Annotated in this window: 14 protein-coding genes; 6 read left to right on the top strand and 8 right to left on the bottom strand. The window is 57.4% G+C overall.

Annotated elements, in window-relative coordinates; translation table 11 throughout:
• Nucleotides 1-93: 93 nt before the first annotated feature.
• Nucleotides 94-975: an EamA family transporter RarD gene (gene rarD, locus KGA82_RS05990; RefSeq protein WP_192416230.1), complete on the top strand. Its 882-nt coding sequence runs from the start codon at nucleotides 94-96 to the stop codon at nucleotides 973-975.
• Between the two features lie 126 nt (nucleotides 976-1,101).
• Here the strand turns inward: rarD and hppD are convergent, their stop codons facing one another.
• The gene (gene hppD, locus KGA82_RS05985; RefSeq protein WP_008031092.1) at nucleotides 1,102-2,178 is read right to left on the bottom strand and encodes a 4-hydroxyphenylpyruvate dioxygenase; all 1,077 of its coding nucleotides are present in this window, start codon (nucleotides 2,176-2,178) and stop codon (nucleotides 1,102-1,104) included.
• A 252-nt stretch (nucleotides 2,179-2,430) separates the two neighbouring features.
• Nucleotides 2,431-3,375 (bottom strand): DMT family transporter, encoded by a 945-nt coding sequence (locus KGA82_RS05980; protein ID WP_223449932.1) that lies wholly within the window; start codon nucleotides 3,373-3,375, stop codon nucleotides 2,431-2,433.
• A 78-nt stretch (nucleotides 3,376-3,453) separates the two neighbouring features.
• Here KGA82_RS05980 and KGA82_RS05975 point away from each other — a divergent pair, with 78 nt between their 5' ends.
• The 3 genes from KGA82_RS05975 to KGA82_RS05965 all read left to right on the top strand — a co-directional run bounded on the left by KGA82_RS05975 (nucleotide 3,454) and on the right by KGA82_RS05965 (nucleotide 6,576).
• Nucleotides 3,454-4,326, top strand: coding sequence for a LysR family transcriptional regulator (locus KGA82_RS05975; protein ID WP_207284410.1), 873 nt, complete (start codon nucleotides 3,454-3,456; stop codon nucleotides 4,324-4,326).
• 115 nt (nucleotides 4,327-4,441) lie between these two features.
• Nucleotides 4,442-5,977: an EAL domain-containing protein gene (locus tag KGA82_RS05970; RefSeq protein ID WP_223449931.1), complete on the top strand. Its 1,536-nt coding sequence runs from the start codon at nucleotides 4,442-4,444 to the stop codon at nucleotides 5,975-5,977.
• A 233-nt stretch (nucleotides 5,978-6,210) separates the two neighbouring features.
• Nucleotides 6,211-6,576, top strand: coding sequence for a histone-like nucleoid-structuring protein, MvaT/MvaU family (locus KGA82_RS05965; protein ID WP_008031084.1), 366 nt, complete (start codon nucleotides 6,211-6,213; stop codon nucleotides 6,574-6,576).
• Between the two features lie 167 nt (nucleotides 6,577-6,743).
• Here the strand turns inward: KGA82_RS05965 and KGA82_RS05960 are convergent, their stop codons facing one another.
• Complete coding sequence (locus KGA82_RS05960) at nucleotides 6,744-7,268, bottom strand: DUF4946 domain-containing protein (protein WP_223449930.1); 525 nt, start codon at nucleotides 7,266-7,268, stop codon at nucleotides 6,744-6,746.
• Nucleotides 7,269-7,413: 145 nt separating this feature from the next.
• Between KGA82_RS05960 and gloA the strand changes: the two genes are divergently transcribed.
• Nucleotides 7,414-7,935, top strand: coding sequence for a lactoylglutathione lyase (gene gloA, locus KGA82_RS05955; RefSeq protein ID WP_223449929.1), 522 nt, complete (start codon nucleotides 7,414-7,416; stop codon nucleotides 7,933-7,935).
• A gap of 177 nt (nucleotides 7,936-8,112) precedes the next feature.
• Here gloA and ahpF read toward each other — a convergent pair whose 3' ends face one another.
• The 3 genes from ahpF to KGA82_RS05940 form a co-directional block, all read right to left on the bottom strand.
• Nucleotides 8,113-9,678 carry an alkyl hydroperoxide reductase subunit F gene (gene ahpF, locus KGA82_RS05950; protein WP_223449928.1) on the bottom strand — a complete coding sequence of 522 codons (1,566 nt, stop codon included), beginning with the start codon at nucleotides 9,676-9,678 and terminating at the stop codon, nucleotides 8,113-8,115.
• 128 nt (nucleotides 9,679-9,806) lie between these two features.
• Nucleotides 9,807-10,370 (bottom strand): alkyl hydroperoxide reductase subunit C, encoded by a 564-nt coding sequence (gene ahpC, locus KGA82_RS05945; RefSeq protein WP_007975937.1) that lies wholly within the window; start codon nucleotides 10,368-10,370, stop codon nucleotides 9,807-9,809.
• 138 nt (nucleotides 10,371-10,508) lie between these two features.
• A complete protein-coding gene (locus tag KGA82_RS05940) occupies nucleotides 10,509-11,447 on the bottom strand; it encodes a site-specific integrase (RefSeq protein ID WP_223449927.1) in 939 nt (312 codons plus the stop codon).
• 280 nt (nucleotides 11,448-11,727) lie between these two features.
• Between KGA82_RS05940 and KGA82_RS05935 the strand changes: the two genes are divergently transcribed.
• Nucleotides 11,728-12,738: a DNA-binding protein gene (locus KGA82_RS05935; RefSeq protein WP_192227055.1), complete on the top strand. Its 1,011-nt coding sequence runs from the start codon at nucleotides 11,728-11,730 to the stop codon at nucleotides 12,736-12,738.
• Here KGA82_RS05935 and gorA read toward each other — a convergent pair.
• Complete coding sequence (gorA, locus tag KGA82_RS05930) at nucleotides 12,735-14,093, bottom strand: glutathione-disulfide reductase (protein ID WP_223449926.1); 1,359 nt, start codon at nucleotides 14,091-14,093, stop codon at nucleotides 12,735-12,737. The genes KGA82_RS05935 and gorA overlap by 4 nt on opposite strands.
• Before the next feature lie 131 nt (nucleotides 14,094-14,224).
• On the bottom strand, nucleotides 14,225-15,064 hold the full coding sequence (gene galU / locus KGA82_RS05925) for a UTP--glucose-1-phosphate uridylyltransferase GalU (RefSeq protein WP_008036893.1): 840 nt from the start codon (nucleotides 15,062-15,064) through the stop codon (nucleotides 14,225-14,227).
• Nucleotides 15,065-15,253: the final 189 nt, after the last annotated feature.

The raw sequence follows: 15,253 nt of genomic DNA, 5'->3' as shown, positions 1-15,253 counted from the left end.
GGGTGTTGTAAATATTGATCATCCGGACAATATTCAGCACAAAAACCACGTATCCTCCGCACCCCGTTTCACGTTCAACTTCGCGAGGACAGTTTGTCTAAAGGTATCGCTCTATCGGTTTCAGCCTCTGTGCTGTTTGCCGTCATGTATTACTACACCTCACTGCTCAACCCGTTGAGCGGTGTGGAAATTTTTGGCTGGCGCATGCTGCTGACAGTGCCGTGCATGACCGTGTTCATGGTGGTCTCCAGCGAATGGAAGCGTGTGGTCGAGCTCGTTCGCCGAGCCATCGCCCAGCCAAAACTGATTGCCGCCCTGATCGCCTCTTCGGCCCTGCTGGGCGTGCAACTCTGGCTGTTCATGTGGGCGCCGCTCAACGGCTACAGCCTTGATGTGTCGCTGGGCTATTTCCTGTTGCCACTGACCATGGTCCTGACCGGACGGCTCGCCTACGGTGAGCGCCTCTCCTATCTACAGAAAATTGCCGTGTTTTTTGCCTGCCTCGGTGTGATCAACGAGGTGTATCAGGTCGGTGGTTTTTCCTGGGCGACGTTGCTGGTGTGCATCGGCTATCCAACGTATTTCATCCTGCGCAAGCGTCTGGCGACGGACAACCTCGGCGGCTTGTGGCTGGACATGGCGTTGACGCTGCCGGTGGCCTTCTGGTTCGTACAGACCGGCGAGCAAGGTTTCAATGTGTTTGATCAGCATCCGTGGCTGTCACTGTTGATCCCGCTACTCGGCGTGATCAGTGCGTCGGCGCTGGTGATCTACATCATCGCCAGCCGGCTGTTGCCCTTCAGCCTGTTCGGGCTGTTGAGCTACGTCGAGCCGGTGCTGTTGCTTGGCGTTGCGTTGTTGCTCGGGGAAAGCATCAAGACCGGGGAATGGCTGACCTACATTCCGATCTGGATGGCGGTGCTGGTGCTGATGTTCGAAGGGTTCAAGCACATGATGCGACAACGCCGCCCTTAACAGACACACAAAACAAATGTGGGAGCGAGCCTGCTCGCGATAGCGTCGTCAAACGCAACATTGATGTTGGCTGACAGACCGCTATCGCGAGCAGGCTCGCTCCCACAGTTTTATCGGTGAATCAACTTAGTCGGTGGAGAGCACACCACGACGAACCTGGTCACGTTCGATCGATTCGAACAACGCCTTGAAGTTACCCTCGCCGAACCCGTCGTCGCCTTTACGCTGGATGAATTCGAAGAACACCGGGCCCATCAGGGTTTCCGAGAAGATCTGCAACAGCAGACGCTTGTCGCCCGACTCGGACGAACCGTCCAGCAGGATGCCTCGCGCTTGCAGTTGATCAACCGGTTCGCCGTGGTTCGGCAAGCGGCCTTCAAGCATTTCGTAATAGGTTTCCGGTGGCGCGGTCATGAAGCGCATGCCGATGCTTTTCAGGTGATCCCAGGTCTTGATCAGATCATCGCTGAGGAACGCCACGTGCTGGATGCCCTCGCCGTTGAACTGCATCAGGAACTCTTCGATCTGCCCGGCGCCCTTGGAGGACTCTTCGTTCAACGGGATGCGGATCATGCCGTCCGGCGCGGTCATCGCCTTGGAGGTCAGGCCGGTGTATTCGCCCTTGATGTCGAAGTAGCGGATTTCACGGAAGTTGAACAGCTTCTCGTAGAAGTTCGCCCAGTACGCCATGCGGCCGCGATACACGTTGTGAGTCAGGTGGTCGATGATCTTCAGGCCGGCACCGACCGGGTTGCGGTCAACGCCTTCGATGAACACGAAGTCGATGTCGTAGATCGAGCTGCCTTCACCGAAACGGTCGATCAGGTACAGCGGCGCGCCGCCGATGCCTTTGATCGCCGGCAGGTGCAGTTCCATCGGGCCAGTTTCGATGTGGATCGGCTGCGCGCCGAGTTCCAGTGCACGCTTGTAGGCCTTTTGCGAATCCTTGACGCGGAACGCCATGCCGCACACCGACGGGCCGTGCTCGGCCGCGAAGTAGGAAGCGACGCTGTGAGGTTCGTTGTTGAGGATCAGGTTGATCGCGCCCTGGCGATACAGGTGCACGTCTTTGGAACGGTGGGTCGCGACTTTGGTGAAGCCCATGATCTTGAAGATCGGCTCCAGTGTGTTCGGGGTTGGCGATGCGAATTCAATGAATTCAAAGCCCATCAGGCCCATCGGGTTTTCGTATAAATCTGCCATGGTCGGCGCCTCATCATTTTCTGGTCAATTAACGAATCGTTAGTTGCTGGCAATGCTGAGACCGGCGGGTGGCGCGCAGGAGATGCCCCGCACGCTGCGCGCGAGGAAGTCACCGTAGATCAATTGAAACCCAAAACTCTTCATTGTCGACCCAAGGCTATTACGGGCGAGGCTTCTGCTGCCAGAAGCCATTTATTCTTATATGCGTAACCGGATTCTACACAGCGTAAATAGATTTGTCCGCCTTCTGTATCAAATCCCCTTTTTCCCTGCTCGCGCAAGGGGTTTGTTGCAGAGGAAAATCCCCGCCAGAATCAGCCCGCCGCCCAGACACATCGTCAGGGTCAATTGCTCGCCGAGCAGCAACGCACCCAGGATGACAGCGGTCAGCGGATTCAAGGCGATGAACACCCCGGAACGGGTCGCGCCGATTTTGCGCAGGCCGTCGTAATAGCCAATATACGCCAGCGCCGAGCCCAACACGCCCAGATACATCAGGCTCAACCATTGCGCCGGGTCAAGGCTGACCAGCGCCGCAACACTCACCTCGCCCCTGACGGCACTGGCCACCCAGAGCATCACCGTGCCCAGCAAAATCGAATACGTCACCGTTTGCACCGGCCCCAGGGTTTGATTCAGATCCTTGGAGAACAGTGAGTAAATGCCCCAACCGAGCACGCAGCCGAAAATCAACAGATCGCCGAACCAGGCATCCGCCTGACCGGCCAGCAACTGCGGATGACGACTGACAATCACCAGGCTTGCCCCGGCAATGCAGATCGCGATGCCGATGACTTTCGCTCGACTCAAGCGCTCCTTGAACAGCAGCCACGAGGCCAGTCCGATCACGGCCGGGTTCAGCGCCACGATCAATGACGCCCGCGAGGCATTGATGTAGTGCAGGCCATAGAAGAAGCACAGGTTGTAGAAAAAAATCCCGAAAAAGCCCAACAGCGCCAGTTGCAACCATTGCCGAGGGCTCGGTCGGGCCAGTGGAATGCGCGCGAGCAGCAGAAACAGCAGCAGCGCCACGCTGGCCAGCAAAAAACGCAGGCTGGCAGCGAACAACGGGCTGAGGCTGTCCGCCAGAAACCGCCCCGCGACGAAAGTGCCGCCCCAAATCATGGTGACCGCCGCGAGTTTGAAATAAACCGCGACATCGGAAGGCTCCGACAGGCTTTGCTCATATGCAGTCATAAGTCTCCAGAACGACAGATCGATTCGATGGCGTATCATTTCGCTAATATTCGATCATCGTAAAATGAGTAAAAGCTCATGACCCTCACTCAGCTGGAGATCTTCTCGCTCGTTGCCGAACTTCACGGCTTTACGGCAGCGGCCAATCGCCTGGGCATTTCTCAATCCGCGGTGTCTCACGCCCTCAAGTCGTTGGAACAGGAACTGGGCGTCGAGCTGCTGCGGCGGCATCAGTCTCAGGTCGAGCTCAGTGACATCGGCCAACAGCTGCTGTTGCGCGCCCGGGCAATGCTCGGGCTGGCCAACACCTTGCGCCAGGAAGCAGCGGATGCCCGCGGCATGAAACGCGGCACATTGCGCATCGGCTCGTTCGGCCCGACCTCATCGATCAAGTTGCTGCCGACGATTCTGCAGCACTACCGCGCCGCGCACCCCGGCATCGAGGTGCACATTGATGAAGGCCCCGACCGCCAGGTGATCCAGTGGCTGGAAGAGCGACGCATCGACATCGGCTTCGTGGTGTTGCCCGAGGAGCGCTTCGACACCTTTGCGTTGTTCGAGGACCAGATGGTCGCGTTGCTGCCCGCCCATCATCCGCTGGCGGCTCGCACCAGCCTGACCCTGGGCGATTTGTGTCACGACCCGTTCGTGCTGACCGAGGCCGGCTCTTCGGAGCTGGTGTCCCGCTTGTTCAGTGCCGCGCGGTTGACGCCCAACATCCGTTATCGCTGCTCGCAGTTGCTCAGCACGCTGGATACCGTTGGCCGGGGCGATGCCTTGACCGTGGTCGCCGAAGGCTCGCTGCCCACGCATCACGACGACCGCTACCTGAAAAAACCGCTATCGCCAGCGATCGCACGCCAGGTCGGCCTGGCCGTGCTCGACCAACGCCAGAGCTCACCGGCGGCACTGGCCTTTATCAAACTGGCCACAAGCCTGGCCTACCGTTGAGCGGCATAAGCCACAAAGGCCAACTATCATGGCCTCTGACCGAACTCTTTTGGGGAGGCGTGCCGTTGTCCTGCCTGCATTTGAGAGCCCTATTTCATCGCTACAGGTTTCGCAAATGCCACTGACTGTAAAAACCCGCCGCCAACGTGGCAGACGGATTATTGTCACCGTATTGAGTGGTTTGCTCCCGATGTTGCTCGGGTTCGCCATTCTTTACCTGCAAGCTGAGCGCGCGCTTGAGCAAAGCACCCGACTGACCGCCGAAGAAGCCATCCGCCAATTCGAACTGATGCTCGACAACACCGCGCAGGCCGCACGCGAATTGCTGCCGCTGGCCGGGAAAAGTTGTATTGACGTCAATCTGGCCTTGCGCGAGCAAGTCACCCGCCGTCCGTTTGTGCGCTCGACCAATCTGGTGTGGGACGACACCAATTACTGCAGTTCTTTGTTCGGCGACTTCCGCGAAAAAATCGAGGCAGGCGACTACAGCAACGGCACGTTGCAACTGATGAAAGGCAATCTGGTCACGCCCGATTCCGCAGTGTTGGTGTATCGCATCGGCGAAGGAAAAAAGGGCGCGCTGAGCACGCTGGACGGTTATCACTTGAGCAACGTACTGCGCATGATCGGCCGCTCGACAATACTGATGCTGCAAGTCGGCCCCCATTGGCTGACCGCCGATGGCCAGTTCCATCAAGACCCCCTCCCCACTTTGCCCGTGGCGCAAACCAGACTCGGCTCCTCGCGCTACGCGTTCTCTGTAACAGCCGGATTTCCCGAAGGCGAAACGTGGCGCTACATGAGTAGCGAATATCCGCCGCTGTTCAGCTTGCTGATCTTCTTCGGCGTGGTGTCAGGTTCCATCGGGCACATTCTGCAGAAGCGCTCTTCATCGCCGAGTCACGAGCTACAGCGTGCGCTGGAAGCGGCGGAGTTCATTCCTTACTTTCAGCCGGTGGTTCATGGCGACAGCAAGAAATGGTCAGGCACCGAGGTGCTGATGCGCTGGAAGCACCCGAAGGAAGGGCTGGTTCGTCCCGATCTGTTTATTCCGTTCGCCGAGCACTCCGGGCTTATCGTGCCCATGACCCGTTCTTTAATGCAGCAAACCGCCGCATTGCTGGCGCCCTTGTCGACCTCATTCGAAAGCCCGTTTCACGTGGGCATCAACATCACCGCCAGCCACTGCAAGAACCTGGAATTGGTCGAAGATTGCCGGACATTTCTGGGCAACTTTGCGCCAGGCTCCATTCACCTGGTACTGGAGCTGACCGAGCGTGAACTGATCGAGCCCACCGCCATCACGCTGCAGTTGTTCGAGCAACTTCACGCGCTGGGCGTGATGATCGCCATCGATGACTTCGGCACCGGCCATTCAAGCCTGGGTTATCTGCGCCAGTTCAATGTCGACTTCCTGAAAATCGACCAGAGCTTTGTCGCCCTGATCGGCGCCGACGCCCTCTCCCGGCACATTCTGGACACCATCATCGAACTCTCGGCCAAGCTCGATCTGGGCATCGTCGCCGAAGGCGTGGAAACCGAAGAGCAAAGTGACTACCTCACCGCCCATGGCGTGAACTTTCTGCAAGGATATCTGTTCGGCCGGCCGATGCCCGGTGAAGACTTCATTAAGGCATTAAGTCACCATTAACTAATGGCATTAAGCGACGAGACAACGGCGATGCGCACCAAATTGAATCAAAAGACTACTCTCGTTACATGAAGAAAAAGTCAGGATTTACTCTTTGCTCATTAACTACTACAATTTTTCATGCCTGCTATAAATTGGCAGGTGAGCCACTATCACCGAGTCGCTACAAGGCTCTTGGCTTATAGCTTTGTTTGCGGTTGGTATCAGCCAAACACACTATTGGAGTAAAGATATTGTCCAGACTCGCTGAATTTCGTGCAGCTGAAAAGGCCCTTCAAGAGCAGCTCAAGCAGCTGGAATCCCTGAAGAATGATGCCGGGCTCAAGAAAGAAATCGAATTCGAAGAAAAGCTCCAGGGGCTGATGAAAACCTACGGCAAGAGCTTGCGCGACATCATCGCCATTCTCGATCCGAACCCGGCAAAATCCGGTCTGCAGCAGGCCGCCGCGCCGAAAACCCGCCGCGCTCGCGTGGTCAAGGTTTATCAGAATCCGCACACCGGTGAACTGATTGAAACCAAGGGCGGCAACCACCGCGGCCTGAAAGCCTGGAAGGAACAATACGGTGCTTCCACCGTTGACTCCTGGCTTCGCGGCTAAGCACTCGCGGTGACAAAAAAAGCCCTGCATCAAGCAGGGCTTTTTTTATGGATACCTGTTAAATGCAACGATTGAAATCGATCAATTCGCTACATATCGACTAACTTTGTGCTTAATCCCTTTGGGTATCTAAACATTGCGAAATGCACGACCGTGCAAACCGTTATCTAAAGTTTCAAGCTGTTACGAGCAGCCTCTATTTCACCCAGGCTTGCCTTGTAAGCCTCTGCCTGCCCTGCGTACGAAAGAACATAAGCCTTATCGGCATCCACCGCCGCGACCAATGTTTGCGAAAGCACGTGGCGTCCGTTCTGCGTAATGGTGCAGGTAGTTTCCAGTGCCGCCAGACGACTCAACGTTGCCGGATGGATTTTGTTGCACACGCTTTGATAGCCGCCCTGAAAGAAGTCCTTCTGCACGGACTTGCGCATTTCCAGCAGCACACCTTGCAGATTGACCTGATGACCGCTTTCCACTGTCGTCATGGTCAACTCCATGACCATCAACGGCGCACCGCCCTGATCGTTTTTCACCGCGCGCTGCCGGGACACCTGAGGCGTGGCCTGATCTGGCGGGGTCGCTTCGACTTCCCAGCCATCTGGCCAGGTCACGATTGGGGCATCCGCATGAGCACAGGTAACGCCTGACAACAGGAAAATCAGAACGAACAGCGATTTACAGGATCGGATCATTGCAATGAATACTCACGGATTGAGCGATAAAGTCTGAGCCTCGTCCGCCTGTCAGGCAATAGCGGGTGGTTTGGGTTTGGTGATGCCTGCGCCCTTGCGTATCATTGACGCCATTCGTTAGCCCCACTTATTTTCCGGAGGGCCCATGAGCCTGCACGAATTGAACACCTTCCCAGGCGTCACCGCCCAACCTGACACCGCGACACAGAGCTTCGTGTTCAACCACACAATGCTGCGGGTCAAAGACATCACCAAGTCCCTGGATTTCTACACGCGGGTCCTCGGTTTCTCGCTGGTGGAAAAGCGCGACTTCCCGGAAGCCGAGTTCAGCCTGTATTTCCTGGCGCTGGTCGACAAGAACCAGATCCCGGTCGATGCCGCAGCCCGCACCCAATGGATGAAATCGATCCCTGGTATCCTTGAGCTGACCCACAACCACGGCACCGAAAACGATGCGGATTTCGCCTACCACAACGGCAACACCGACCCGCGCGGTTTCGGCCACATTTGCATCTCGGTCCCGGACATCGTCGCTGCGTGCGAACGCTTCGAAGCGCTGGGCTGCGATTTCCAGAAGCGCCTGAACGACGGCCGCATGAAGAGCCTGGCATTCATCAAGGACCCGGATGCTTACTGGGTCGAGATCATCCAGCCAGCGCCACTCTGAAACACACCGCCCTACTGTAGGAGCCGGCTTGCTGGCGATCCGTCGCAAAGCGGCGGCCATCCCAATGGTTGTAACAGTGAAATCGCCATCGCCAGCAAGCCGGCTCCTACAGGGATCTGCTGCGCATACAAAAAACCCCATGATCACTCATGGGGTTTTGTGTTTTCAGCGTCCGGTTTATGCCGGGGCCGATGTCCGGATCAAGTGATCGAATGCGCTCAGGGAAGCCTTGGCGCCCTCGCCTACCGCAATCACGATCTGCTTGTACGGCACGGTCGTCACGTCACCGGCGGCGAACACGCCCGGCATCGAGGTTTCACCACGAGCATCGACGATGATCTCGCCGCGAGGCGACAACTCGATGGTGCCTTTGAGCCAGTCGGTGTTGGGCAGCAGACCGATCTGCACGAAGATACCTTCAAGGTTCACCGTGTTGAACTCACCCGAATCGCGATCCTTGTAGACCAGGCCGGTCACCTTCTGGCCGTCACCCTTCACTTCACTGGTCAGTGCGCTGGTGATGACATCGACGTTGGGCAGGCTGAACAACTTGCGTTGCAACACCGCATCGGCGCGCAGCTTGCTGTCGAATTCCAGCAGCGTGACGTGGCTGACAATACCGGCCAGATCGATCGCCGCTTCAACGCCGGAGTTACCGCCGCCGATCACCGCTACGCGCTTGCCTTTGAACAGCGGACCATCGCAGTGCGGGCAGAAACACACGCCTTTGGCTTTGTATTCCTGCTCGCCCGGCACGCCCATTTCACGCCAGCGGGCGCCGGTGGCGAGGATCAGTGCCTTGGTCTTGAGGGTCGCGCCACTTTCGAAGCGAACCTCGTGCAACTCGCCTGGATTCTTCGCCGGGATCAGCGCGGTGGCCCGTTGCAGGTTCATGATATCGACGTCGTATTGCTTGACGTGCTCTTCGAGCGCGCTGGCCAGTTTCGGCCCTTCGGTCTCCTGCACGGAGATGAAGTTCTCGATGGCCATGGTGTCCAGCACCTGCCCACCAAAACGTTCAGCTGCCACACCGGTGCGAATGCCTTTACGGGCGGCGTAGATCGCTGCCGAAGCACCTGCCGGGCCACCGCCGACCACCAGCACGTCAAAGGCTTCTTTGGCGCTGATTTTCTCGGCCTGACGCTCGGCGCCACTGGTGTCGATCTTGGCGAGGATTTCTTCCAGGCCCATACGGCCCTGGCCGAAAATCTCGCCGTTCAGGTAAATGCTTGGCACGGCCATGATCTTGCGATCATCGACTTCGGCCTGGAACAACGCGCCGTCGATAGCGACGTGACGGATGTTCGGGTTGAGCACGGCCATCAGGTTCAGCGCTTGAACGACGTCCGGGCAGTTCTGGCAGGACAGCGAGAAGTAAGTCTCGAAGCTGAACTGGCCTTTGAGCGAGCGGATCTGTTCGATCACTTCCGCACTGGCTTTCGAAGGGTGGCCACCGACTTGCAGCAGGGCCAGCACCAGCGAGGTAAATTCGTGGCCCATCGGGATGCCGGCGAAACGCAGGCTTATGTCGGCACCGGGGCGATTGATCGAGAACGATGGTTTACGAGTGTCGTCACCGTTGTCGAGCAAAGTAATTTGGCTGGAAAGACTGGCAACGTCTTTCAGCAGTTCGAGCATTTCCCGGGATTTCGCACCGTCGTCGAGGGATGCAACGATCTCGATCGGCTGGGTGACCCGTTCCAGGTACGATTTCAACTGGGCTTTAAGATTGGCGTCCAACATACGGGCGATTTCCTTTGCTTTTCTTGAGGCGAAAAAAAGCCCGAGCGAATCTCGCCCGGGCTTTTCTATTGGGCGGTGCAGCTTACTGAGTAGGTGCGGAGTTCCGCCCTTTGAAGCGTGTCACAGACTTAGATCTTGCCGACCAGGTCCAGGGACGGAGCCAGAGTGGCCTCGCCTTCTTTCCACTTGGCTGGGCAAACCTGGCCTGGGTGAGCAGCAACGTACTGGGCAGCCTTGATTTTGCGCAGCAGCTCGGAAGCGTCACGGCCAACGCCGCCATCGTTCAGTTCAACGATTTTGATCTGGCCTTCTGGGTTGATCACGAAGGTGCCACGGTCAGCCAGACCAGCTTCTTCGATCAGTACGTCGAAGTTGCGGGAGATAGCGTGGGTCGGGTCGCCGATCATGGTGTACTGGATTTTGCCGATGGCTGGCGAAGTGTTGTGCCAGGCAGCGTGGGCAAAATGGGTGTCAGTGGAAACGCTGTAGATCTCGACGCCCAGTTTCTGGAACGCGTCGTAGTTGTCAGCCAGGTCTTCCAGTTCGGTCGGGCAAACGAAGGTGAAGTCTGCTGGGTAGAAGAATACAACCGACCACTTGCCTTTCAGGTCCGCGTCCGAGACTTTTACGAAGTCGCCGTTTTTGAATGCGTCAGCTTTGAATGGTTTAACTTGGCTGTTGATGATAGGCATCGTTGACTCTCCGTCAGGGGTTAAGAAGTTGATGGAGTGAACTCTACCCACTCGACGGACGGATGGCTCATTGGCAAACCTCATGCTGCTGATTGGTTTTCGCTATTAGCAGACAGTATTAATAGAAGGAAAAGGTATCTAGGGCGCCAACGGCTTTTCCGAAATCCGCGTCATCCCCAGAAACGGACTGGCTTCTACGTAACGCATGGCCGATTTCATATCCTTCCAGCCGACGTAACTCATCAGCGATTTCAAATCCCAACCGCTTTGATGGGCCCACGTGGCAAAACCCCGTCGCAACGAATGGCTGGTGTAGTGCTCGGCCGCAATGCCGGCGCGCTCCAGTGCCTGGCGCAATAACGGGATGATGCTGTTGGCGTGCAAGCCCTCTTCGCTCAAATGACCCCAGCGGTCGATGCCACGGAACACCGGCCCGCGCACCAATGCGGCCTCGGTCATCCAGTCGATGTATGCCTGCACCGGACACAATCGCTGCAACGCCGGCGTCTGGTAAGTCTTGCCAAGATTTTCGCGGTCGCTCTTGCTGCGAGGCAGATACAGGGTGATGCCTGAACCGGCACTGGCCTGTACGTGTTCAATTTGCAGGCGGCATAACTCGTCGCTGCGGAAACCGCGCCAGAAACCCAGCAAGATCAGCGCTGCGTCACGTCGTGCCCGCAGCAGCGCCGGTCGGTCGTCTTTTGATTTCGCGGTTTGTGCCTCCTGCTCAAGCCAGGCCACCACTTGCTCCAGATGCTGAAGCTGCAATGGCTCAGCCTGCTTCTCCTGCGCCGGGTGCAGCGCGCGAATGCCTTTGAAGACTTTACGCACCACGGGCGCCTTGGTCGGATCGGCAAACCCCTGGCTGTTGTGCCACTGCGCCAGGGCCGACAACCGCAGCTTTAACGTATTGATCGATAACTCACCCGCATACGCCACCAGATAGCGCGCAACGCTGTCAGCCGTGGCCGGTAGAAACCCGCCCCAATCGACTTCGAAATGTTCGATGGCCGCCCGGTAGCTTCGGCGAGTGTTGTCGCGCGTGGCGGCTTGCAGGTAACGATCCAGATCGCTCATGGCGGTGACTCCTGTAGGAGCGAGCTTGCTCGCGATGGACGTAAACGATGACGCTAACTGCCTGAGTGATCGCGGTGCCTGGAGGTTTTTCGCGAGCAGGCTCGCTCCTACAGGAGGGTTGTGTACGGAAATGGAGCTGCGAACAATTCAGGATCGCTGTCACACGGGGTAATACCAGTATATCCCGTGTGAATACTTAGCGTATTTAATGTTGTTTATTGGCGTGGTACATTGTGTACTTTGGTGGTATGTACCACAGTACGAAATCGTAGGAGAGTTCATGGCACGCGGTGGTGTTAACAAAGCAGTGGTGCAAGCGGCACGCTTGGCAATTCTGGCTCGCGGTGAAAACCCCAGCATCGATGCAGTACGGATCGAAATGGGCAATACCGGCTCGAAAACCACTATTCACCGGTACTTGAAGGAGCTGGATGACGGCGCCGAGCCGGTAGCGCCCTCCTCCGAACCCATCGACGACGAGCTGGCCGGGCTGGTCTCGCGCCTTGCGCAACGACTCAAAGAGCAGGCGCAGGAACCCATCGATCAGGCACGCGCGCAGTTCGAACAGCAACGAAAAGACCTGGAAAGCCAGCTGACAGACGCCCAGGAAGCCAACAGCGAATTGCAGCAGCAGTACGAGATTCAAACCCTGGCGCTGACGCAGGAGTCCGACACCCTGCACAACACCCTGTCGATGCTGCAGACCGAGCAAACCCGTAACGCCGGAATGAATCAGGCGCTGGCCGATTTCGAGTTGCGCTTGCAGGACAAGGACGAGCAGATCCGCTCCCTTGAGGAAAAACACCTGCACGCCCGTGACGCACTTGAGCACTATCGCAACGCCGTCAAAGAGCAGCGCGAGCAGGAACAAAGCCGCCATGAAGGCCAGGTGCAACAGATTCAAATGGAGTTGCGCCAGGCCCAGCAAAGCGCTCTGGTGCGCCAGGATGAAATCACCCAACTGCATCGCGACAACGAACGCTTGCTGACTGAAAACCGCGGCACATTGCGCGAGCTGAGCCTGTTGCAGGAACAACTCAAGCACACCCATACCCGCCAGGATCAACTGCTGGAACAGGTCAACCGGATCGACAGCGAACGCACCCTCCTCCAGGAACGCCTGCGCGCAGCACTGCTGGAGAGCCAGTCGCTGAAGCAGAACGTCGAGGAACAGTCGCAGATAAACAAAGCGCTGGAAATTGAATTACTGAAGACTCAGGCGAGCCTTGATGAAAGCGTGCGCCTGGCAGCGGTCATTGCGACAGCGCCAGACGCAGCCAAGGCCGATTAACCCGCGACCGGTGTACGCATGGTGACGAACTCTTCGGCGGCCGTCGGGTGCACGCCGATGGTTTCGTCGAAGTCGCGCTTGGTAGCGCCCGCCTTCAAGGCAATCGCCAGACCTTGCACGATCTCGCCGGCATCCGGTCCGACCATGTGGCAACCCAACACCTTGTCGGTTTTGCCGTCCACCACGAGCTTCATCAGCGTGCGCTCCTGACATTCGGTCAGGGTCAGCTTCATCGGGCGGAAACGGCTTTCGAAGATCACCACGTCATGGCCGGCCTCGCGAGCCTCTTCTTCCGTGAGGCCGACTGTGCCGATGTTCGGCAAGCTGAAAACGGCCGTCGGGATCATCTTGTAATCCACCGGGCGATACTGCTCAGGCTTGAACAAGCGACGCGCAATGGCCATGCCTTCAGCCAGCGCAACCGGCGTGAGCTGAACCCGACCGATCACATCACCCAGTGCGAGGATCGACGGTTCGGCGGTCTGGTATTGCTCATCGACCTCGACGAAGCCTTTCTTGTCGAGTTTGACCCCGGTGTTTTCCAGCCCCAGGTTGTCCAGCATCGGACGTCGGCCAGTGGCGTAGAACACGCAATCCGCCTCCAGTTCGCGACCGTCCTTGAGCATAGCCTTCAAGCTGCCGTCGGCGAGTTTTTCAATGCGCTCGATGTCGGCATTGAATTGCAGGTTCATGCCACGCTTGGTCAGTTCTTCCTGCAAGTGCTTGCGCACCGCGCCGTCGAAACCGCGCAGGAACATGTCACCGCGATACAGCAAGGTGGTTTCGGCGCCCAGGCCGTGGAAAATACCGGCGAACTCAACGGCGATGTAACCGCCACCGACAACCAGCACACGTTTTGGCAGCTCTTTGAGGAAGAATGCCTGGTTGGAGCTGATCGCGTGTTCATGCCCCGGAATCTCCGGAATCTGCGGCCAGCCACCGGTGGCGATCAGGATGTTCTTTGCAGTGAAGCGCTCGCCATTAATCTCGACCGTATTAGGATCGACGATCTTCGCGTGGCCTTCATGCAAGGTCACACCGCTGTTGACCAGCAGGTTGCGATAGATGCCATTCAGGCGATTGATCTCGCGATCCTTGTTGGCAATCAGCGTCGCCCAATCAAACTGTGCTTCGCCCGGCGTCCAGCCAAAGCCCGAAGATTGCTCGAAGTCTTCGGCGAAGTGCGCACCGTAGACCAGCAACTTCTTCGGCACGCAGCCGACGTTCACGCACGTACCGCCCAGATAACGACTCTCGGCCACGGCCACTTTCGCGCCAAACCCGGCCGCGAATCGCGCAGCCCGCACACCGCCGGAACCGGCACCAATCACATAAAGGTCAAAATCGTAGGCCATTTTCAATCTCCTCGGCAGGCAAACAGCATACCCGCAGACGTCCGTTGGGCAAGCGCTGCAAACGATATGGGGCCGGAAAATGAAAAAGCCACCCGAAGGTGGCTTTTAAGAAACAAGCAGGTCAAACGCTATTAGTAAGCCTTGCCAGTCTTGTAGAAGTTCTCGAAGCAGAAGTTGGTTGCTTCGATGTAGCCTTCAGCGCCACCGCAGTCAAAACGCTTGCCTTTGAATTTGTAGGCAATGACGCAACCGTTTTGCGCCTGTTTCATCAGGGCGTCGGTGATCTGGATCTCGCCGCCCTTGCCTGGTTCGGTTTGCTTGATCAGGTCGAAGATGTCCGGGGTCAGGATGTAACGACCGATGATCGCCAGGTTCGACGGCGCGTCTTCCGGGGCTGGTTTCTCGACCATGTTGCGAACGCGGTAGAGGTCATCACCGATCAGGTCACCGGCAATTACGCCGTACTTGTTGGTTTCCTGCGGATCGACTTCCTGGATCGCAATGATCGAGCAGCGGTACTGTTTGTACAGCTTGACCATCTGCGTCAGTACGCCGTCACCGTCGAGGTTGACGCACAAGTCATCCGCCAACACCACGGCGAAAGGTTCGTCGCCGATCAGCGGACGACCGGTCAGGATGGCATGACCCAGGCCTTTCATTTCGGTCTGGCGAGTGTAGGAGAAAGAGCACTCGTCGAGCAGTTTGCGGATACCGACCAGGTATTTCTCTTTGTCGGTGCCCTTGATCTGGTTTTCCAGCTCGTAGCTGATGTCGAAGTGGTCTTCCAGGGCGCGCTTGCCACGACCGGTAACGATGGAGATTTCGGTCAAACCGGCATCCAGAGCTTCTTCGACGCCGTACTGGATCAGTGGCTTGTTTACCACCGGCAGCATTTCTTTGGGCATGGCTTTAGTCGCTGGCAGGAAGCGAGTACCGTAACCGGCTGCTGGGAACAAGCATTTCTTGATCATAAAAGTCCTTGAAAGGGCTGTGTGTACGAGTTTCGGCGCAGTCTAATCAGGCGGCGTGCACCTTACAATGCCCCGCACTGGCTAACCGATGCCAACATAGAGAAATATTCTTGCGGATAGTTCCGCAGAACGTCGCGATGCCTCTTATAGATAGCAGATTTTCGGGGCTGCACAGGCGACAACCGAGCA

This window comes from Pseudomonas sp. BF-RE-22, assembly GCF_019956155.1.
Classification (GTDB): Bacteria; Pseudomonadota; Gammaproteobacteria; order Pseudomonadales; family Pseudomonadaceae; genus Aquipseudomonas; species Aquipseudomonas migulae.
The sequence above is the reverse complement of the archived record's forward strand: the minus strand, read 5'-3'. Positions and strand labels throughout refer to the sequence as shown.

Bases quoted from the DNA above. Each gene is read 5' to 3' on its own strand.
- gorA (WP_223449926.1), bottom strand. From the start codon at position 14,093: ATGGCCTACGATTTTGACCTTTATGTGATTGGTGCCGGTTCCGGCGGT.
- galU (WP_008036893.1), bottom strand. From the start codon at position 15,064: ATGATCAAGAAATGCTTGTTCCCAGCAGCCGGTTACGGTACTCGCTTC.
- ahpC (WP_007975937.1), bottom strand. From the start codon at position 10,370: ATGCCTATCATCAACAGCCAAGTTAAACCATTCAAAGCTGACGCATTC.
- gloA (WP_223449929.1), top strand. From the start codon at position 7,414: ATGAGCCTGCACGAATTGAACACCTTCCCAGGCGTCACCGCCCAACCT.
- KGA82_RS05940 (WP_223449927.1), bottom strand. From the start codon at position 11,447: ATGAGCGATCTGGATCGTTACCTGCAAGCCGCCACGCGCGACAACACT.
- KGA82_RS05970 (WP_223449931.1), top strand. From the start codon at position 4,442: ATGCCACTGACTGTAAAAACCCGCCGCCAACGTGGCAGACGGATTATT.
- KGA82_RS05960 (WP_223449930.1), bottom strand. From the start codon at position 7,268: ATGATCCGATCCTGTAAATCGCTGTTCGTTCTGATTTTCCTGTTGTCA.
- KGA82_RS05980 (WP_223449932.1), bottom strand. From the start codon at position 3,375: ATGACTGCATATGAGCAAAGCCTGTCGGAGCCTTCCGATGTCGCGGTT.
- KGA82_RS05935 (WP_192227055.1), top strand. From the start codon at position 11,728: ATGGCACGCGGTGGTGTTAACAAAGCAGTGGTGCAAGCGGCACGCTTG.
- hppD (WP_008031092.1), bottom strand. From the start codon at position 2,178: ATGGCAGATTTATACGAAAACCCGATGGGCCTGATGGGCTTTGAATTC.
- KGA82_RS05975 (WP_207284410.1), top strand. From the start codon at position 3,454: ATGACCCTCACTCAGCTGGAGATCTTCTCGCTCGTTGCCGAACTTCAC.
- ahpF (WP_223449928.1), bottom strand. From the start codon at position 9,678: ATGTTGGACGCCAATCTTAAAGCCCAGTTGAAATCGTACCTGGAACGG.